Origin of the sequence: Streptomyces sp. R28, from assembly GCF_041052385.1 — a bacterium.
GTDB lineage: Bacteria > Actinomycetota > Actinomycetes > Streptomycetales > Streptomycetaceae > Streptomyces.
Window position 1 is genome coordinate 4,291,421 of record NZ_CP163439.1, and the last position, 17,169, is coordinate 4,308,589.

14 protein-coding genes and 1 pseudogene are annotated in these 17,169 nt (G+C 70.4%); 6 read left to right on the forward strand and 9 right to left on the reverse strand.

Translation table 11 applies throughout. From position 1 onward, the window contains the following. The first annotated feature begins 99 nt into the window (after positions 1-99). Complete coding sequence (locus AB5J49_RS18885) at positions 100-1,299, forward strand: winged helix-turn-helix domain-containing protein (protein ID WP_369169797.1); 1,200 nt, start codon at positions 100-102, stop codon at positions 1,297-1,299. A gap of 17 nt (positions 1,300-1,316) precedes the next feature. Here the strand turns inward: AB5J49_RS18885 and AB5J49_RS18890 are convergent, their stop codons facing one another. The 7 genes from AB5J49_RS18890 to mtnA form a co-directional block, all read right to left on the reverse strand. Further along, positions 1,317-2,063 (reverse strand): response regulator, encoded by a 747-nt coding sequence (locus tag AB5J49_RS18890; RefSeq protein WP_369169798.1) that lies wholly within the window; start codon positions 2,061-2,063, stop codon positions 1,317-1,319. Between the two features lie 202 nt (positions 2,064-2,265). After that, the gene (raiA, locus tag AB5J49_RS18895) at positions 2,266-2,991 is read right to left on the reverse strand and encodes a ribosome-associated translation inhibitor RaiA (protein ID WP_369169799.1); all 726 of its coding nucleotides are present in this window, start codon (positions 2,989-2,991) and stop codon (positions 2,266-2,268) included. Between the two features lie 282 nt (positions 2,992-3,273). Beyond that, complete coding sequence (locus tag AB5J49_RS18900) at positions 3,274-4,431, reverse strand: ComF family protein (protein ID WP_369169800.1); 1,158 nt, start codon at positions 4,429-4,431, stop codon at positions 3,274-3,276. Between the two features lie 246 nt (positions 4,432-4,677). Continuing rightward, positions 4,678-6,519 (reverse strand): LpqB family beta-propeller domain-containing protein, encoded by a 1,842-nt coding sequence (locus tag AB5J49_RS18905; RefSeq protein ID WP_369175187.1) that lies wholly within the window; start codon positions 6,517-6,519, stop codon positions 4,678-4,680. After that, the gene (mtrB, locus tag AB5J49_RS18910; protein WP_369169801.1) at positions 6,509-8,587 is read right to left on the reverse strand and encodes an MtrAB system histidine kinase MtrB; all 2,079 of its coding nucleotides are present in this window, start codon (positions 8,585-8,587) and stop codon (positions 6,509-6,511) included. The genes AB5J49_RS18905 and mtrB overlap by 11 nt, the downstream gene beginning before the upstream one ends. A gap of 1 nt (position 8,588) precedes the next feature. Beyond that, complete coding sequence (gene mtrA, locus AB5J49_RS18915; protein WP_199812060.1) at positions 8,589-9,278, reverse strand: two-component system response regulator MtrA; 690 nt, start codon at positions 9,276-9,278, stop codon at positions 8,589-8,591. Between the two features lie 161 nt (positions 9,279-9,439). Beyond that, positions 9,440-10,591 (reverse strand): S-methyl-5-thioribose-1-phosphate isomerase, encoded by a 1,152-nt coding sequence (gene mtnA / locus AB5J49_RS18920; protein WP_369169802.1) that lies wholly within the window; start codon positions 10,589-10,591, stop codon positions 9,440-9,442. 140 nt (positions 10,592-10,731) lie between these two features. Between mtnA and AB5J49_RS18925 the strand changes: the two genes are divergently transcribed. From AB5J49_RS18925 to AB5J49_RS18945, 5 genes are read left to right on the forward strand one after another with little or no spacing between them, the layout of a single operon-like run. Continuing rightward, positions 10,732-12,069 (forward strand): hypothetical protein, encoded by a 1,338-nt coding sequence (locus AB5J49_RS18925; protein WP_369169803.1) that lies wholly within the window; start codon positions 10,732-10,734, stop codon positions 12,067-12,069. 4 nt (positions 12,070-12,073) lie between these two features. After that, entirely contained in the window at positions 12,074-12,850 is a 777-nt protein-coding gene (locus AB5J49_RS18930) for a DUF4129 domain-containing protein (RefSeq protein WP_369169804.1), read from the forward strand. Beyond that, positions 12,847-14,049 carry a DUF4350 domain-containing protein gene (locus AB5J49_RS18935; RefSeq protein ID WP_369169805.1) on the forward strand — a complete coding sequence of 401 codons (1,203 nt, stop codon included), beginning with the start codon at positions 12,847-12,849 and terminating at the stop codon, positions 14,047-14,049. The genes AB5J49_RS18930 and AB5J49_RS18935 overlap by 4 nt, the downstream gene beginning before the upstream one ends. Continuing rightward, positions 14,049-15,038: an AAA family ATPase gene (locus tag AB5J49_RS18940; protein ID WP_369175188.1), complete on the forward strand. Its 990-nt coding sequence runs from the start codon at positions 14,049-14,051 to the stop codon at positions 15,036-15,038. Before AB5J49_RS18935 ends, AB5J49_RS18940 begins: the two co-directional genes overlap by 1 nt. Further along, complete coding sequence (locus tag AB5J49_RS18945; RefSeq protein ID WP_369169806.1) at positions 15,038-16,348, forward strand: DUF58 domain-containing protein; 1,311 nt, start codon at positions 15,038-15,040, stop codon at positions 16,346-16,348. Before AB5J49_RS18940 ends, AB5J49_RS18945 begins: the two co-directional genes overlap by 1 nt. Before the next feature lie 14 nt (positions 16,349-16,362). On the opposite strand, the pseudogene AB5J49_RS18950 reads toward AB5J49_RS18945, so the two are convergent. Both AB5J49_RS18950 and AB5J49_RS18955 read right to left on the reverse strand, forming a co-directional pair. Continuing rightward, a pseudogene (locus tag AB5J49_RS18950) lies at positions 16,363-16,761 on the reverse strand (transposase); the annotation flags it as partial. Between the two features lie 7 nt (positions 16,762-16,768). After that, entirely contained in the window at positions 16,769-17,107 is a 339-nt protein-coding gene (locus tag AB5J49_RS18955; protein WP_369169807.1) for a hypothetical protein, read from the reverse strand. Positions 17,108-17,169 lie beyond the last annotated feature (62 nt).

Here is a 17,169-nt window from a genome sequence, read left to right on the forward strand (position 1 = left end):
GAGACACCGCCGTCCCACGCGGCCCCCAGCACCGGCCCCCCTCCCTCAAACCCCCAGCTCACGCCCCCTTGTCAGTGCCACCCCCTATCGTCCGATCCCATGACGACCCCGCGCCCCAGCACTGACCTCTCGGCAGACGAAGCCCGCCGCATCGCCCTGAGAGCCCAAGGCTTCCTCGGCACGCCCGACCGCCGGTCCGGCGTCCGCGGCATACTCCGTCACCTCGGCGCGGTCCAACTCGACACCATCTCGGTCCTGGCCCGCTCCCACGAGCTCATCCCGTACGCCCGCCTGGGCGCGGTAGGCCGCAAGACGGTCGAGACCGCCTACTGGACGGCCGCATCCACCGACGCCCCTTCGCCACGACCGCATGCCTTCGAGTACTGGTCCCACGCCGCCTGCATCCTCCCCATCGAGGAATGGCCGCACTTCGCCTTCCGCCGCCGCGCCTACCGAAACCGCCCCCACTGGAACCACGAACTCCCCGACGGCGCCTACGACCAGGTCATCAAGCAGCTCCGCACCGAGGGCCCCCTCACCGCGACCGAACTGGGCGGCGCGAAAAGGACCAGCGAGTGGTGGGACTGGTCGGGCTCGAAGGTCGCCGCCGAACGCGCGCTGATGTACGGCGAGGTGGTCTGCGTCGAGCGCCGCGGCTGGAAGCGCGTCTACGACCTCGCCGAACGCGCCATCCCGCAGGCACTGCTGCACGACGGCCTGGACGACACCGAATGCCTGCGCCGCCTGGTCCGCCTGGCCGGCCAGTCCCTCGGCGTCGGCACCCGCGCGGACATCGCCGACTACCACCGCCTCAAGGGCGAACAGGTCGACGCGGTGATCGCCGACTCGGGCCTGGTCCCGGTCACGGTCGAGGGCTGGGGCAAGCCGGCCTGGGCCGACCCCGCGGCCCTGGAGACACCCCCGCGGGGCCGTCACCGCACCACTCTCCTGTCCCCGTTCGACTCCCTCATCTGGGAACGGGCACGCACGGAGCGGATCTTCGGCTTCACCCACCGCTTGGAGGCCTACGTCCCCAAGCAGAAGCGGGTCTACGGCTACTTCGCGATGCCGGTCCTGGCCGGCGGCCGCCTCGTCGGCCGCGTGGACCCGGCCCGTGAGGGCCGCACGCTGGTGGCCAAGCAGGTCACCTTGGACGGCCCGAAGGCGGTCCCTGCGGTGGCCCAGGCGCTGGCCGAGGCGGCGAGCTGGGTGGACTGCACGGACGTACGCGTGGAACGGGTGGACACACCCGACCTGCGCGAACCCCTCACCCGCGAACTAGCCCGCCTGGTGGCGTGACCCTCAAAGGCTCCCCTCTAACGGATCTCGAGGATCTTCTCCCGCATCGCATACACCACGGCCTCCATCCTGGAGTGCAGCTGAAGCTTCTCCAGGATGTTGCGCACATGGTTCTTCACGGTGTTCTCGGAGATGAACAACTCCTTGGCGATATCGCGGTTGTTCATCCCCGTGGCGACGAGCTTGAGGACCTCCAGCTCACGGTCCGTCAGCCGCGGCGCGGGCACAAGCCGGCGCTCGTCCGTCCGCTGGATCATCGACTTGAACTCGGTGAGCAGCTTCGAGGCCATGGACGGACTGATCTGCGACTGCCCGTCGGCCACCGCGCGAATGGCGGTGGCCACCTCGTCCGTGGAGATCTCCTTGAGGAGATAACCGGTCGCGCCCGCCTTGATCGCGTCGTAGAGGTCGGCCTCCTCGTCGCTGATCGTCAGCATGATGATCTTCGCGCTGGGGGCCACCTCCTTGATGGAGGTGCAGGCCTCGATCCCGCCCCGCTTGGGCATCCGTACGTCCATCAGGATGATGTCAGGCAGCAGGTCGGCGGCCTTGTCCACGGCCTCCGCGCCGTCTCCCGCCTCCCCTACGACCTGAATGTCCTCCTCGGCCGCGAGCACGATCTCCAGTCCACGGCGGAACAGGGCGTGGTCGTCCACGACGAGGACTCTGATCGGCTCCTTGCGTGGAGAGCCCGCTTCCGGGCCCATGCCGACGACATCGCCGTCGGCACCCTCGTCCCGCATCGGTCCGAAGCTGTCCGTCATCGTTCCTCCCCCTGAAGGCTGTGGCTGGTCGTTTGCCATCGCCAACCCAAGGCAGCGGCCCACCGGTTGGGCCGGTAGCGGCCATGATTTCATGCCGGGCCGACACTGCGGTGACGCGCGGGGCGCGAAGTGGTCGCACACCGGTGCCCCTGGGGGCGCACACGCGCTCCAGGGGCACCGGCTCAGCTGTCAGCCGGGTCGGTCAGCCGCCCAGCGTGCCACCAGCCGCGGGAGAGTGCGCCTGGGTGACCATCGGGTCCGTGTTGAGGTGGATGACCCCGTAGTCGTAGGCGTGCCGCCGGTAGACGACACTCGGTTCCTTCGTCTCGGAGTCGACGAAGAGGTAGAAGTCGTGCCCGACCAATTCCATCTCGTAGAGGGCTTGGTCGAGGGTCATCGGGGAGGCGACGTGCGTCTTCTCGCGCACGATGAGAGGGCCTTCGCCCTTTACTTCCAGCGAGCCGATCTTCTTGGTGGGAACTCCGTCCGGCTCTTCTTCCTGGAAGGTGTGGCCGTTGCCGTTGAGCGTCGCCACGCCCGGAACGTGGTCGGGGACCTCGGCCGCCGTGAGTCGGCGTGCGCCTCGGCGCGAGAAACGCTTGTCGTGCTGCTTACGCAGCCGGGCATCCAGCTTCTCCGCCGCCAGGTCGAGCGCCGCGTACGGATCGCTCGCCGCTGCCTCCGCCCGGATCACCGGACCGCGGGAGCGGAGCGTGATCTCCACTCGATCGCTGCGGTCGGCCTGTCGGGGGTTGGGCTCCTTGGACACCTCGACGTCGAGGCTGATCACCTTGGCATCGAGCCTCTGGATCTTCTCCAGCTTCAGCTTCTCGGCCACGTGCTTGCGGAACCGCTCGGGCACCTCGGTCTTGCGGCCCTTGACGACGATGTCCACGCAGAACTCCGTTCCCGGATCGCTCCGCTCCATCGGCGGAGCATCTCCCTTTTGCACCAGGCTCCGGTGAACCCCGGAACCTCGGACTCGGTGACTTCCACCTCCTCCTCCCCCATGGGCAAGATCTCCACCCCAGCGCCGCGGCTGATTGCGTAAAACCCGCAGCACGGCATTCGGATATGGCAGGGATGGCCTGCGCCTTTCCCTCACAACCGAACATATCTCGCCCGGACGGATGTCGTCACCCTCTACTGCGGCGTACCTCCGTTCAGGTGAATTGACCCTCTCGTTACCTGCAACGATGCAAGTTCGCAGTCAGTTCCGGTTTATTTCGAAAGAATCCGGCGACGCAGCGACCACGGCCGCGCAGATCACGTCACCGGCCCGCCCGGTGCCCATGATTCCCGGCACCTCACGCGTCTGCCGCACAGCGCCCTCCGTCGATCGCGCCCTCCGTTCCCATGTGCTTTCCCGAGTTCCCGCCACGTACACAGCGGTTGTCCCGTCATCACTCACACCGGACTCCCCGGTCACCCATCCATACGCGCCCGCCACCTCCGCCGTTCTGCCGTATCCGCTCGCTTCCTCAGCCATGCCCCGGCCGGCTCCGGTACCTGCCGCCCTGCCGTACGCGACCGACCGCACCGCGCTCCCGCGGCCCGCCGACTCCGCCGTACGGTTGCGCGAGCCCACTCCCTCCGGGCTACGCGGGTCCGCCCCGTCCGGGCTGCAGGACTCCGTCCCCTCCGCCAAGGCCGCCCGCACAGCACGCGCCGCCTCCGCCAGGGACGCACCCGTCGTCATCAGGTCGTCGACGAGCACGACCGGACCACCGGCGAGCAGCCGACCGCCCCCGGGAGCCACCGTCAGCGCGCCGGCGAGATTGTCCAGCCGCTGCCGGGAGTTGAGCCCCGACTGATCGGCCACCGCCCGCCTGTGCCGCAGCACGGCGAGCACCTGCGCCGGCGTCCCGGCCCGCCGCAGCTCACCTGCAGCCGCGAGCGCGATCCGCCGCGCCGGATCATGCCCCCTCGCCCGAACTGCTCCTCGCGCGGACGGAACGGGTACGAGCAGCACACGCGCACCAGCGCTCCCGAAACTCCCCGCCCCATCGACCCGCCCCTGCGGCCCCCGGGACCGCACAGCCCGCACGGACGCCCCGTCGCCGTACGCACCGGCCTCCCGAAGCCCCGCCCGCACGGCTCCCGCCAGAGCCGCACCGAGCGGTGCCGCGAGCGTCAGCGCCCCGCGTTCCTTGTGGGCCAGCAGCACGGCCCGCACCTCGTCCGCGTACTGTGCCGCCGCGTGCACGACCGGCAGTCCGGACGGCTCCGGCACCGGTCGCACCCGGCTCGGTACGGTCCCGCTCAGGACGGCACGGCACTCCGGGCAGAGCACCGTGCGAGGCCTTGCACAGCCTCCGCACTCGGCCGGCAGCACCAAGTCGGTGAGGTCCTGCCACCACCCCCGCATGCCCACCACTGTGCCAACGACCGCCCCGACCGACCACCCCTGTGGATAACTCCCTGTGGAAAACTCCGGCCCCGGCGCAGACGCCCATTTCCGTCCCGGCGCAGCCCTGGAGCCGTGCCGGATTCCCGGCACTGGATTCCCCCGCCGGTAGAGAAGCGGCTGCTTCCAGCCGGAGTACCACCCCGGCCGGAAGCAGCCGCCACACTCACCGTTCTCGAACCCCAACGGCTCGGCCCGGGCAGAACCTCACCCCGGATAAACCGGCGCCGTCCCGTCCGTCACGACCTTCTCCCACTGGGTCCCGGACGGCAGCCGTACGATCCCGTCCTCCGAATACCCGACCAGCGGCAGCTGTGCGTCCTCGGACGCGGTGATCTCCTTCACACCGCTGAGGGCCTCGGGTGCCGGCCCCTCCGGTGTGGAGCCGTCGACCTGGACGTACCGCATCGTCTGTACGCCGCCCTTCTCACGCCCGACCACCACGAGGCGGCTGTCACCGGCCCACGACATGGCGGTGACCTCCTCCAACTGCGGTGTCGCGGAACGCAGTTCGTGCACCGAGACGCCTGACTGCTCCCCCGCCTTGCCGTCCTCGCTCCGTTCGATCCGCCCGATGAGCAGCGACGACTTGTCGCCCTGCTCCACCACGAGCGCGATCCGCACGCCGTCGGCGGCCACCCGCACGGACTCGATGCGACCCTCCAGCCCTGGCGGCGTCTTCACCACCAGCGGATCGCCCGCACCCTCCTCCACGAGGAGCAGTCGCGGGTTGTCGGGGTCGCGGTCGGCCACCCACAGGTCGCCCTGGGCGTCCCAGCTGGGCGCCGACAGCCGCTCATCCTCCGTCGGGCCCGCGCTGGTCAGTTCCGGCTCCCCGAGCGGCCCGCCCGACACCAGCGCCCCGACGTACAGCTCCTTGCCGTCGCGGCCGACCCCTGCGGCCATGTCCTCGTCGCGCGACACCGCCACTGACCCCAGCTGCGTATCGCCCTCGCCCAGGGCGCCCGGCACGGGTTCGGGCTTCGTCTCGTGGGTGGCGGCGGCCAGCCGTACGAGATGGTGCTTGGCATCGAGGAAGTACAGGTAGTCGGCGCGCTCCACCGACCCGCGCGTGGCGATGTCCTCCGCCTGGTTCTCGGTGAGCCCGCACAGCTGTCTGCCACCCGCCTTGAGCTCGACCTCGTCCACCGTGGGGGTGAGGTTCTGCAGGGTGAACAGGAGCTGGGCGGCCATCTCGTTGCACTGGGCCAGGCCGACCCGGGCCGCCTTGTCGTTCAACGGGACGGTCAGGATGTTCTGGTCGTTGGGCGTCAGCGAGGGGACGCCGTCCTTGAGCGCCGTACCGGTGGGGAAGCTCGATCTGACCACCGGATTGAGCCAGCTGGTGGGCCCCGCGAGCAGGGAACGCACCATCTGCGTCATGGGGTCCACGTTCCTGCGCACATAGACGGGGTCGGCGACGGCCGCAGTGTGCGGGGAGTTCCCGAGCGTGGTGTTCGTGGCGAAGTAGTACTTGTCGACGGACGTGTAGTTGCGCTGGAAATCCGACTTACCCATGACGACACCGCGCGGCGGCACGTCGATGCGCCACTGCCTCGTCTTCTTGTCCCGGGTGAGGTGCATCAGCTCGCTGTAGTCCCCACTGGCGGGCACGTACGACTGCTGCGCGTCGACCCTGGCGACCTTGGTGCCGGACAGCGTGTACGACAGGTTGTCGGTCTCGTCCCGGCCTCCCGCACGTTCGGCTTCGGCGCCCGGTCCGTCCGCGAGCACCGTCGTGGACAGCAGGGGCCGCCACTTGGCCGACGCTTCCTTGGTCAGGTACTTGCGCGCTATCTCATAGTCCGGGTCGTCGCTGGTCAGTGCCTCCAGGAAGCCCGACACGATCTCCGACGACGAAGCGTCCTCGTGCGGCGGATTGGCGAAGACCCGCACCTGCGTGTCCTGGCGCGGCGTGGACTCGACGCCGCGCAGATCGCCGCTGTCCGGCATCGAGGCGCACCCCGCCAGCAGTACGGCTCCACAGGCGGCGTACGCCACCGCGCGCCCCGGCGTGCGCCGGGCTCCCCCCTCGCGGTCAGCGCCCACGAGATGCCTCCCCATGCCTGCTCGACTCCTCAGCCTGCCCGGCCTCCTTGCTCGGGGGCACATCCGCACCGGGCTGGTCGTCCTGTCTCCGCTCACCCGATGCGGGCCGGGGGACCACACGCGCGCCGTTGCCGGGAAGCGCCGTCGGATCGGCCTTGGGGGCCGAGGGGGCGCCCAAACGCGGCGCGATCGGGTCCCTCGACGGACACGCGGGTCCCTGGCCCCCCGTGTGCTGCGCCGGCACCGTCACGGCCTTCTCACCGCCGCCGGACGGCAGACCGGCGTCATCAAGTCCGCGATTGCGGCGCGAGTCCTTGGGCTCCAGGGGTATCGGCGAGCCCCTCAGCGGCTCGTCCGCGGTCCTCGGCAGCGTCAGCCGGAACTGCGAACCTCCCCCCGGTTCGCCCCACGCCTGCAGCCAGCCGCCGTGCAGCCGCGCGTCCTCCAGCGCGATGGACAGCCCCAGACCCGTACCGCCCGTCGTACGCGCGCGTGCCGGGTCCGCCCGCCAGAAGCGGCTGAAGACCCGGGTCGCCTCGCCCGGCTTGAGCCCGACGCCGTAGTCGCGCACCGCGACGGCGACCGCCCCGCCCGCCGCGGCGAGCTTGACGACGACGTCCTTGCCCTCGCCGTGCTCGACGGCGTTCACGACGAGGTTGCGCAGCACACGCTCGACGCGCCGCGCGTCGGCCTCGGCGACGATGGGCTGCTGGTCTCCGACGATGCGTATCTGGCTGCCCTTGCGCTCGGCGAGCGGCTCGGCCCCGCTGACGACGCGTCGTACGACCTCCCTGAGGTCGATCGGCTCCGCCTCCAGCGCCGCCGCGCCCGCGTCGAAGCGGCTGATCTCCAGCAGGTCGGCGAGCAGCGACTCGAACCGGTCCAGCTGGTCGGCGAGCAGCTCCGCCGACCGCGCGGTCACCGGATCGAAGTCCTCCCGCGCCTCATGTATGACGTCGGCGGCCATCCGTACGGTCGTCAGCGGCGTCCGCAGCTCGTGCGACACGTCGGACACGAACCGCCGCTGCATCCGCGACAAGTCCTCCAGCTGCTGGATCTTCAGCTGGAGGTTCTGCGCCATCTTGTTGAAGGCCTCGCCGAGCCGCGCGATGTCGTCCTCGCCGGTGACCTTCATCCGTTCCTGCAGCCGCCCGGCGGACAGCCGCTCGGCGATCCCGGCCGCCATCCGCACGGGCGTGACGACCTGGCGCACCACGAGCCAGGCGATGGCCCCGAGGAGTACGACGACGAAGAGCCCGGCGGTGGCGAGCGTCCCCTTGACCAGGCTCAGCGACTTCTCCTCCTGGGTGAGCGGGAAGAGGTAGTAGAGCTGGTACGGGTCGCCGTTGGGGTCGTTGACCTGCTTGCCGATGACCAGGGCCGGCTGCGGCTCTTTATCGGCACTGCGGTTGTAGACGATGCGGGTATAGCTCTGGAACGCGCCCGTACTGCTGTCGATCCGCTCGCGCAGGTCCTCGGGCACGCTGACGGTGGGATCCACCTCACCGGAAGCACGCCGTGCGCGCCCACCGGTGTCGCCGCCATCGGAGGTCGGGAGCGACACCACGGCGAAGGCTCCCTGGCCGCCGCTGGAGAGCGAGGAAACGAGGTCACCCATCCACGGGCTGACGTTCTGCTCGGCCCGCCCGTCCACCGTCCCGCCGTCGTCAGCGGTCCCGGCGGCGGCCTCGTCGGCCCTTTGCTTGGCCGCCGCGAACCCGCCGGTGGCCTGGCTCTGTGAGGCCTTCACCTTGGCGTCCAGCAGGCCGTTGCGCACCTGCCCGATGACGACGAAGCCCAGCAGCAGCACGACGCCGAGCGACATCAGCAGAGTCGTGACGACGACCTTGAGCTGGATGTTGCGTCGCCACAGCCGCATGACGGGCAGCAGCGGCCGGCGCACCCAACGCAGCACCAGACGAAGGACCGGGCTGCCCTGGACTCCACCCTGCAGCAGCCCGCCCTCGAGGAACCGGCCCCAGCGGGAGCCCGACGTCTTCCGGCCGACAGGCCGCTCCGGACGGGCCCCGGTCCGACCGGGGGCCGCAGCGGCACTGTCCCCGGACATGTCAGCTCGGCCCTGCCTTGTAGCCGACACCACGAACGGTCACCACGATCTCCGGTCGCTCCGGGTCCTTCTCGACCTTGGAGCGCAGCCGCTGCACATGCACGTTCACCAGACGGGTGTCAGCCGCGTGCCGGTAGCCCCACACCTGCTCGAGGAGCACCTCACGCGTGAACACCTGCCACGGCTTACGGGCCAGCGCGACCAGCAGATCGAACTCCAGCGGCGTCAGCGCGATCGACTGCCCGTCCCGCTTCACGGAGTGCCCGGCCACGTCGATGACGAGATCACCGATGGCAAGCTGCTCCGGCGCCGGCTCCTCCGACCTCCGCAGCCGCGCCCGGATCCGGGCAACCAGCTCCTTCGGCTTGAACGGCTTCACGATGTAGTCGTCGGCACCGGACTCCAGGCCCACCACGACATCGACGGTGTCGCTCTTGGCCGTCAGCATCACGATCGGCACGCCGGACTCCGCCCTGATCAGACGGCACACCTCGATGCCGTCCCGTCCGGGCAGCATCAGGTCGAGCAGCACCAGATCGGGCTTGCTCTCCCGGAATGCGGCCAACGCCTTGTCGCCGTCAGCTACGAAAGACGGCTCAAAACCTTCACCACGCAGCACGATGCCGAGCATCTCGGCCAGTGCGGTGTCGTCGTCGACGACAAGGACTCGTCCCTTCATGAATGCCATCATCCCATTCTCATAACAGTGGCGAAGGCAGTGGTGAGATAGGTCACCGGCCAGTGACCTTAGTCGTACGCAGTCCCTACTGTCTGCCCTCGCCCAGATCACAGGGTGTGACCTTCAGGCGGGTTTGTCCCGCCTTGCCCGCCCGACTGGTTCCAGCCCCTGCCTCACAAGCTCCGCGTCACCTGCCGCGACCTGGCACACAGCTCGGCCAGCGCCTCGGCCGTCACCGGCGATGCGGCTCCCTCCTCGGTGACGATCGCCGTCACCAGCTCGGGCGGCGTCACATCGAACGCCGGGTTGTACGCCTGAGTCCCCAGCGGCGCCACCGGAATCCCGCCCCCCGGTTCCGCTCCCGCCAACGGCGCATGGGGCGCCACGACCTCGGTCACCTCGAAGCCGGGCCGCTGCTCGACCTCGATCGACGCCCCGTCCGGCGTCTGCGGATCCACCGTCGTGAGCGGTGCCACCACGATGAAGGGCACATGGTGGTAGCGCGCGAGCACCGCGAGCGGATAGCTCCCCACCTTGTTCGCCACCGAACCGTCGGCCGCGATGCGGTCAGCACCGATCAGCACCGCGTCCACCTCTCCGGCGGCGAACAGGGACCCCGCCGCGTTGTCCGTGAGCAAGGTGTACGCCATCCCGCTGCGAGCCGCCTCGTACGCCGTCAGGCGAGCCCCTTGCAGCAACGGCCGCGTCTCGTCCACCCACAGCCGCCTGAGCCGCCCGGCCCGATGCGCCGCGAGCGCCACAGCGAACGCCGTGCCCTCCCCGCCCGACACCAGCGACCCGGTGTTGCAGTGCGTGAGAATGCGGTGCCCACCGCCGGGCAGCAGCTCGTCCAGCAGCGCCAGCCCCCGCTCGGCCATCCGGGAGCTGGCCTCGGCGTCCTCCTTGTGCAACGCCCGCGCCGCACCCAGCGCCGCAGCAGCGGCCTGCTCGACCTCCCCGCTCCTCGCGAGCTCGGCCTGGTACGCGGACTGGGCCCTGCGCACACCGACGGCGAGGTTCACCGCGGTGGGCCGAGCGCCCGCCAGCGACTCCGCGGCGTCGTCCACGTCGAACCCGCGCGCGGCGGCGAGCGCGACTCCGTACGCCCCGGCGATCCCGAGCAGCGGCGCCCCGCGCACGGCGAGCGAACGGATCGCCTCCACCAGCGCGGGCGCGTCCGTACAGACCAGCTCGACCTCCTCGGCCGGCAGCCTCGTCTGGTCGAGAAGGACCAGAACGGGACCTTCAGGTGGTTCGTCCCAGCGGATCGCGGGTATCTCGGTCGGCCTGCTGTCCTCGCCGGATTGCGCGTACTGATCAGCCATGCCGTCAGTCTGCCCTTTGTACGGCGGACTATTGAAGGTGTGCAGCCCATACCGCGGCCGGTACCTAGCCGACCACCCCATGGCACGATGGCTGCAAACCTGCCACCGCGACCGCGGACGGGCACCGTGAAGGAGCGACGATGAAAGACACTCCGGGCTGGGCCTCGCCCGGATCCGCCCCGTCCGACGGGCAGGAACCCGCCACGTCCGGCCCGGCCGAGCCCGCAGACCGTCCCGACCCCGCGCAGCAGCCGGGACCGGACGCACAGGGCACCGGCCCGAAGTGGTCCAAGGAGCAGCCGCCACCCAGCCAGTGGTCCGCCCCGACCGGGACCCAGGTTCCGGGCCGGACCCCGCCACCCCCACCGCCCGGCCCGGGCTGGGGCGCCCGCCCTCCGGCCGGCCCCGGCGGATACGGCGGACAGGGCGGCGGCCACCAGGGCTACGGCGCCCCGGGCGGATTCGGCGCTTGGGGAGGCGGCTGGGGAGGCCCTCCGCCCGCGGCAAAGCCCGGCGTGATCCCGCTGCGTCCCCTCGGCGTCGGCGAGATCCTCGACGGCGCGGTCTCCACCATGCGCACCTACTGGCGCACGGTCCTGGGCATCTCCCTGACCGTAGCGATCGTGACGGAGATCCTCGTCATCCTCGTCCAGGGCCTCGTCCTGAACGACCGTCTCAGCACCGAGGCCCTCAACGATCCCAACGCCACCCTCAGCGAACTGACCCGCGCCACGGGCGACGCCCTGATCAGCTCCAGCGTGATCTTCCTGATCTCGGTGATCGGAGCGATCGCCGCGACCGCCCTGCTGACGACGATCACCAGCCGCGCGGTGATCGGCAAGTCGGTGACCACCGGCGAGGCCTGGCGCGACGCCCGCCCTCAGGTACTGCGCCTCTTCGGCCTGCTCTTCCTGCTGCTGCTCATGACCTTCGGCCTGGTACTCGCGGGCGCCGTACCCGGCATCCTCGTGGCCGCCACGGGCTCCGGCGACGCGGGCGGTGCACTCGCCCTCCTGGGCATCTTCGGCGCCGGCATCGTCGCACTGTGGCTGTGGTTCCGCTTCTCCCTCGCCTCGCCCGCGCTGATGCTGGAGAAGCAGGGCATCGTGAAGGCGCTGAGCCGCTCCGCGAAGCTGGTGCAGGGTTCCTGGTGGCGCGTCTTCGGCATCCAACTGCTCGCCACGATCATCGCGAACATCGTCGCGGCGATCGTCGTCATCCCCTTCACCTTCCTCGCCGGCGCACTCAGCGGCGACGGCGCCACCACCTTCCTCAACGGCAGCACCGAGTTCGGCTGGACGTTCCTCATCATCAGCGGTGTCGGTTCGGTGATCGGCTCCATGATCACCTTCCCGATCACGGCCGGCGTCACCGTGCTGCTCTACATCGACCAGCGCATCCGCCGCGAGGCCCTCGACCTCGAACTGGCCCGAGCCGCCGGCGTCCAGGGCTACGGCACCGACACTCCGGGGAGCTGAATCGGTGAGCCTGGCGGGGGGAGTTCTCACAACGGCGTCGGCACTACCGGACGCAGCAGTACGCGCATTCCTGCGTACCGGCGACACGTCCGTGCTGTCGCTGTCGGCACGCTCCGACGACGAGCCACCGCTGACGATCCCGCGTGATCCCGCGCGGGAAGCGGCCCGGCGCGAACTGTCGAAGCACATGTACCACGAGAACGAACCCAGTTGGTTCCAGCGCGCCCTGGACGCCTTCTGGGACTGGGTCGAGGACTTGTTCAGCAGTGCCTCGACCGTGACGCCCGGCGGACCGCTCGGCCTGGTCGTCGTCATCCTGGTCGTCCTCGCGGTCATCGGCGCCCTGTGGTGGCGCCTCGGCACCCCGCGCCGCCAACCCACCTCCTCCGCCGCCCTGTTCGACGACCGCCCGCGCAGCGCAGCCGAACACCGAGCCGCCGCCGAAGGACACGCCGCCCAGGGCCACTGGAACCAGGCCGTCCAGGAACGCATGCGTGCCATCGTCCGCTCCCTCGAGGAACGCGCACTCCTCGACGTCCGCCCCGGCCGCACCGCGGACGAGGCCGCCGCCGAAGCAGGCCGCTCGCTGCCGTCCCAGACGGACCGACTGCGCGCCGCCGCCCGGGACTTCGACGACGTCACATACGGCGGACGGACCGCAACCCAGCAGGCGTACCGGCGCATCGCCGAACTCGACCGCGACCTGGAGAGCACCAAGCCACAGCTCGCGAGCAGCGCCCCCAGCACGGCCCACAACGCCCGCCAGGGAGCCGCCGAATGACCACCGAGGCCACGCTCCCGTCCACCTCGGCCTCGCCCACCGCACGCCACGTGTGGACCCGCACGCGAGGCATCGCCCTCGCCGTCGTGCTCCTGCTGGCGGCGGCCGTCGTGATCGCCACGATCCGCTCCGACGCCCGGCACGGCGCCCTCGACCCACGCTCCGCCGATCCCAAGGGCAGCCGGGCGGTCGCCGAACTCCTCGCCGACCGCGGCGTGGACACCCGCATCGTCACCACCCTGGACGAGGCACACGCCGCGGCCGCCGCGGACACCACCCTCCTGGTCGCCGCCCCCGACCTCCTGACGCACCGCCAACAGACCTCGCTGCATTCGGCGACCGCCGACTCCGGCGGCCGTACCGTCCTCGTCGCTCCTGGCAGCTGGTCCGTCGAACGGCTCGTGCCCGGAGTCACCGCGGACCCCGCCACCAGCCTCGACTCGGAGCTCACCCCCGACTGCACCCTGCCCGCCGCCCAGCGCGCGGGCACCGCCGACCTGGGCGGCGTCCGCTACACCACCACCCACCTCGGCGCCGACCAGTGCTACCCCAGCGAGCGCCTGGCCACCCTGCTGCGCGTACCGGAGACCACCGGGGACGGCGACTCCATCGTCCTCGGCGCGCCCGACATCCTCTACAACGACCGCCTCGACGAGCAGGGCAACGCCTCCCTCGCCCTCCAACTCCTCGGCTCCCGCCCCCAATTGGTCTGGTACCTCCCCTCGCTCTCCGACAGATCGGCTGCAGACGCGGACGACGAACGCAGCTTCTTCGACCTGCTCCCCTCGGGCTGGCTCTGGGGCACACTTCAGCTCTTCATCGCCGCAGCCCTGGCCGCCCTTTGGAGGGCACGCCGACTCGGCCCCCTCGTGCCCGAAAAACTCCCCGTGGCGATCCGCGCCTCCGAAACCGTCGAAGGCCGCGCCCGCCTCTACCGCAAGGCGAACGCCCGCGACCGCGCGGCCGCCGCTCTTCGCTCCACCACCCGCACGCGCCTCGCCCCCCTCGTAGGTGTCTCCCTCACTCAGGCGCACGCGCCCGAGGCCCTGCTCCCCGCCCTGTCCGCCCGCCTCCACAACCACGGAGACGGACAGGCCCTGCACACCCTCCTCTTCGGCCCGCCGCCCAGCGACGACGCAGCACTCATCTCCCTCGCCGACCAACTCGACGCCCTCGAAAGAGAGGTACGCCGTCCATGATGGACCCGACCACTGACAACGCCGGGAACACCGGGGATCCGGGCACCGCCCGCGCCTCCCTGGAAGCCCTGCGCGCCGAGATCGCCAAAGCCGTGGTCGGCCAGGACCCCGCCGTGACCGGCCTCGTCGTCGCCCTCCTCTGCCGCGGACACGTTCTCCTAGAAGGAGTCCCTGGGGTCGCCAAAACGTTGCTCGTCCGCGCCCTCGCGTCCGCACTCGAACTCGACACCAAGCGCGTCCAGTTCACCCCCGACCTCATGCCGAGCGACGTGACCGGCTCCCTCGTCTACGACACCCGCACCGCCGAGTTCTCCTTCCAGCCCGGCCCGGTCTTCACCAACCTCCTCCTCGCCGACGAGATCAACCGCACCCCGCCGAAGACCCAGTCGTCCCTCCTGGAGGCCATGGAGGAACGCCAGGTCACGGTCGACGGCACCCCCCGCCCCCTCCCCGAGCCGTTCCTCGTCGCAGCAACCCAGAACCCGGTCGAGTACGAGGGCACCTACCCCCTCCCCGAAGCCCAGCTGGACCGTTTCCTCCTCAAGCTCACCATCCCGCTCCCCTCCCGCCAGGACGAGATCAACGTCCTCACCCGCCACGCCGAGGGCTTCAACCCGCGCGACCTGCGCGCAGCCGGCGTACGCCCGGTAGCGGGCCCCGCAGACCTGGAAGCGGCACGCGCGGCGGTGGCCAAGACGACGGTGTCCCCGGAAATCACTGCCTACGTGGTCGACATCTGCCGAGCCACCCGGGAATCGCCGTCCCTGGCCCTGGGCGTCTCCCCACGCGGCGCAACGGCCCTCCTGGCCACCGCCCGCGCGTGGGCGTGGCTGACCGGTCGCGACTACGTCACCCCCGACGACGTCAAGGCACTCGCCCTTCCCACCCTCCGCCATCGCGTGCAGCTCCGCCCGGAGGCCGAGATGGAAGGCGTCACCGCCGACTCCGTCATCAACGCGATCCTCGCCCACGTCCCCGTCCCCCGCTGATGCCACTCACCGGACGCGCCGCGCTCCTCGCGGCCCTAGGCTCCCTCCCCGTAGGCATCTGGGACCCCAGCTGGACGGGCATCCTCGCGGTCAACGCCCCCCTGGCCGTGGCCTGCGCCTGCGACTTCGCACTGGCGGCGCCGGTACGACGTCTGGGCCTGACCCGCTCCGGCGACACCTCCGTACGCCTGGGCGAGACGGCGGACGTCACACTCACGATCACCAACCCATCCCCCCGCCCCCTCCGCGCCCACCTCCGCGACGCCTGGCCACCCAGCAGCTGGCAGCCAGGCACGGAGATGGCGTCATCCCGCCACAAGGTGACGGTCCCTGCCGGTGAACGCCGGCGCATCACCACACGCCTACGCCCCACCCGCCGCGGCGACCGCCAGACCGACCGCGTGACGATTCGCTCGTACGGCCCCCTAGGTCTCTTCTCCCGCCAAGCCACCCACAAAATCCCCTGGACGGTGCGCGTCCTGCCGCCCTTCACGAGCCGCAAGCACCTGCCATCCAAACTGGCCCGCCTACGCGAACTCGACGGCCGCACCAGCGTGCTCATTCGGGGCCAGGGCACAGAATTCGACAGCCTGCGCGAATACGTCCCCGGCGACGACACCCGCTCCATCGACTGGCGCGCTACGGCCCGACAGTCCGCCGTCGCCGTACGCACCTGGCGTCCCGAACGTGACCGCCACATCCTGCTCGTGCTGGACACCGGCCGCACCTCGGCAGGACGCGTCGGCGACGCTCCACGCCTCGACGCCTCCATGGACGCGGCACTGCTCCTGGCAGCCCTCGCTTCCCGAGCCGGCGACCGCGTGGACCTTCTCGCCTACGACCGCCGGGTCCGCACGCTCGTCCAGGGCCGCACAGCAGGCGATCTCCTCCCCTCCCTGGTCAACGCAATGGCCACTCTCGAACCGGCGCTGATCGAAACGGACGCACGAGGCCTGACCGCCGTGGCACTCCGTACGGCACCCCGCCACTCCCTGATCGTGCTACTCACGACCCTCGACGCGGCCCCCATCGAGGAAGGCCTGCTCCCGGTCCTGTCCCAGCTCACCCAGCGCCACACTGTTCTGCTGGCATCAGTAGCGGACCCCCACATCGCGCAGATGGCGACCGCACGTGGAAACACGGACGCCGTCTATGAGGCTGCAGCAGCAGCCCAGACTCAGAGCGAACGCCACCACACCGCCGAACAACTCCGTCGGCATGGCGTCACAGTCATCGACGCAACGCCGGAGGAACTCGCACCGGCGCTGGCAGACGCGTATCTGGCCCTCAAGGCGGCGGGACGCCTGTAAACGTAAACAGGGGAATGGGGAGCTCTCCTACCTACGGAGCGCCCCGCCTTGCAGTCGTTGCGGTCGCCGGTCAGGGGCCTGCCGACGGCGACGACGAGTCGGGAGTCGGCGTCGATGACAACCTGGTGGTTGGTCGCGTAACGGTAGTTCTTCGACTGCTCGGCGATGGTGTGATCGCGAGTGGGCACCAGGGTGCCGTCCACAATGAGCACGGTGTCCTTGCGGAACCGCTTGCGCTGTTGCAGAGCCAGCAGGACCCGATCCTCCAGCGGCAGGCTTCATGGCCGACCCTCGCGAACGGGGTCAGTGCTCTTACGCCGTAACGCGGTGATCAGCTAGCCGAACTGCCGCGGGCTCAGTCCGCTGAACGGGGCCATCCAGGAAGGACCCGACGCCGTGATCACACCAGTCACTGCGTGATCATTCCACTGCTTCAGGTGCTCCCTGCTCGAACGTGCGGCGGCAGCTTTCAACCTGCTCGGCTACCTGCTCCATGAACCAGCGCATGATCTCGTAGGGGATGACGTGCTCGTCGCGGCTGTGGATGTGGACGGTCGGCTCCAGGCGCGGGTCCTCGTCGGGTATCACCGCAACCACGAAGGCAGCTCCAGGCAAGTGCGTCTCTGCGTTGGGAATCTCAGCCCACGCAGTCGGCGCCGGGACGGCCTCGCTCAGCTCCACACACCAGGCGTCGTCCGGCAAGGCGTAGTGGAACTGGATGGCGTAGTGGCGGCCTGCATGAACGCGCAGCTCTGGCATGTCCGCAGGCTGCCACAGCTGCCACGTCGGAGTCTCACGAGTATCCGGCCTCAGCACCTGGT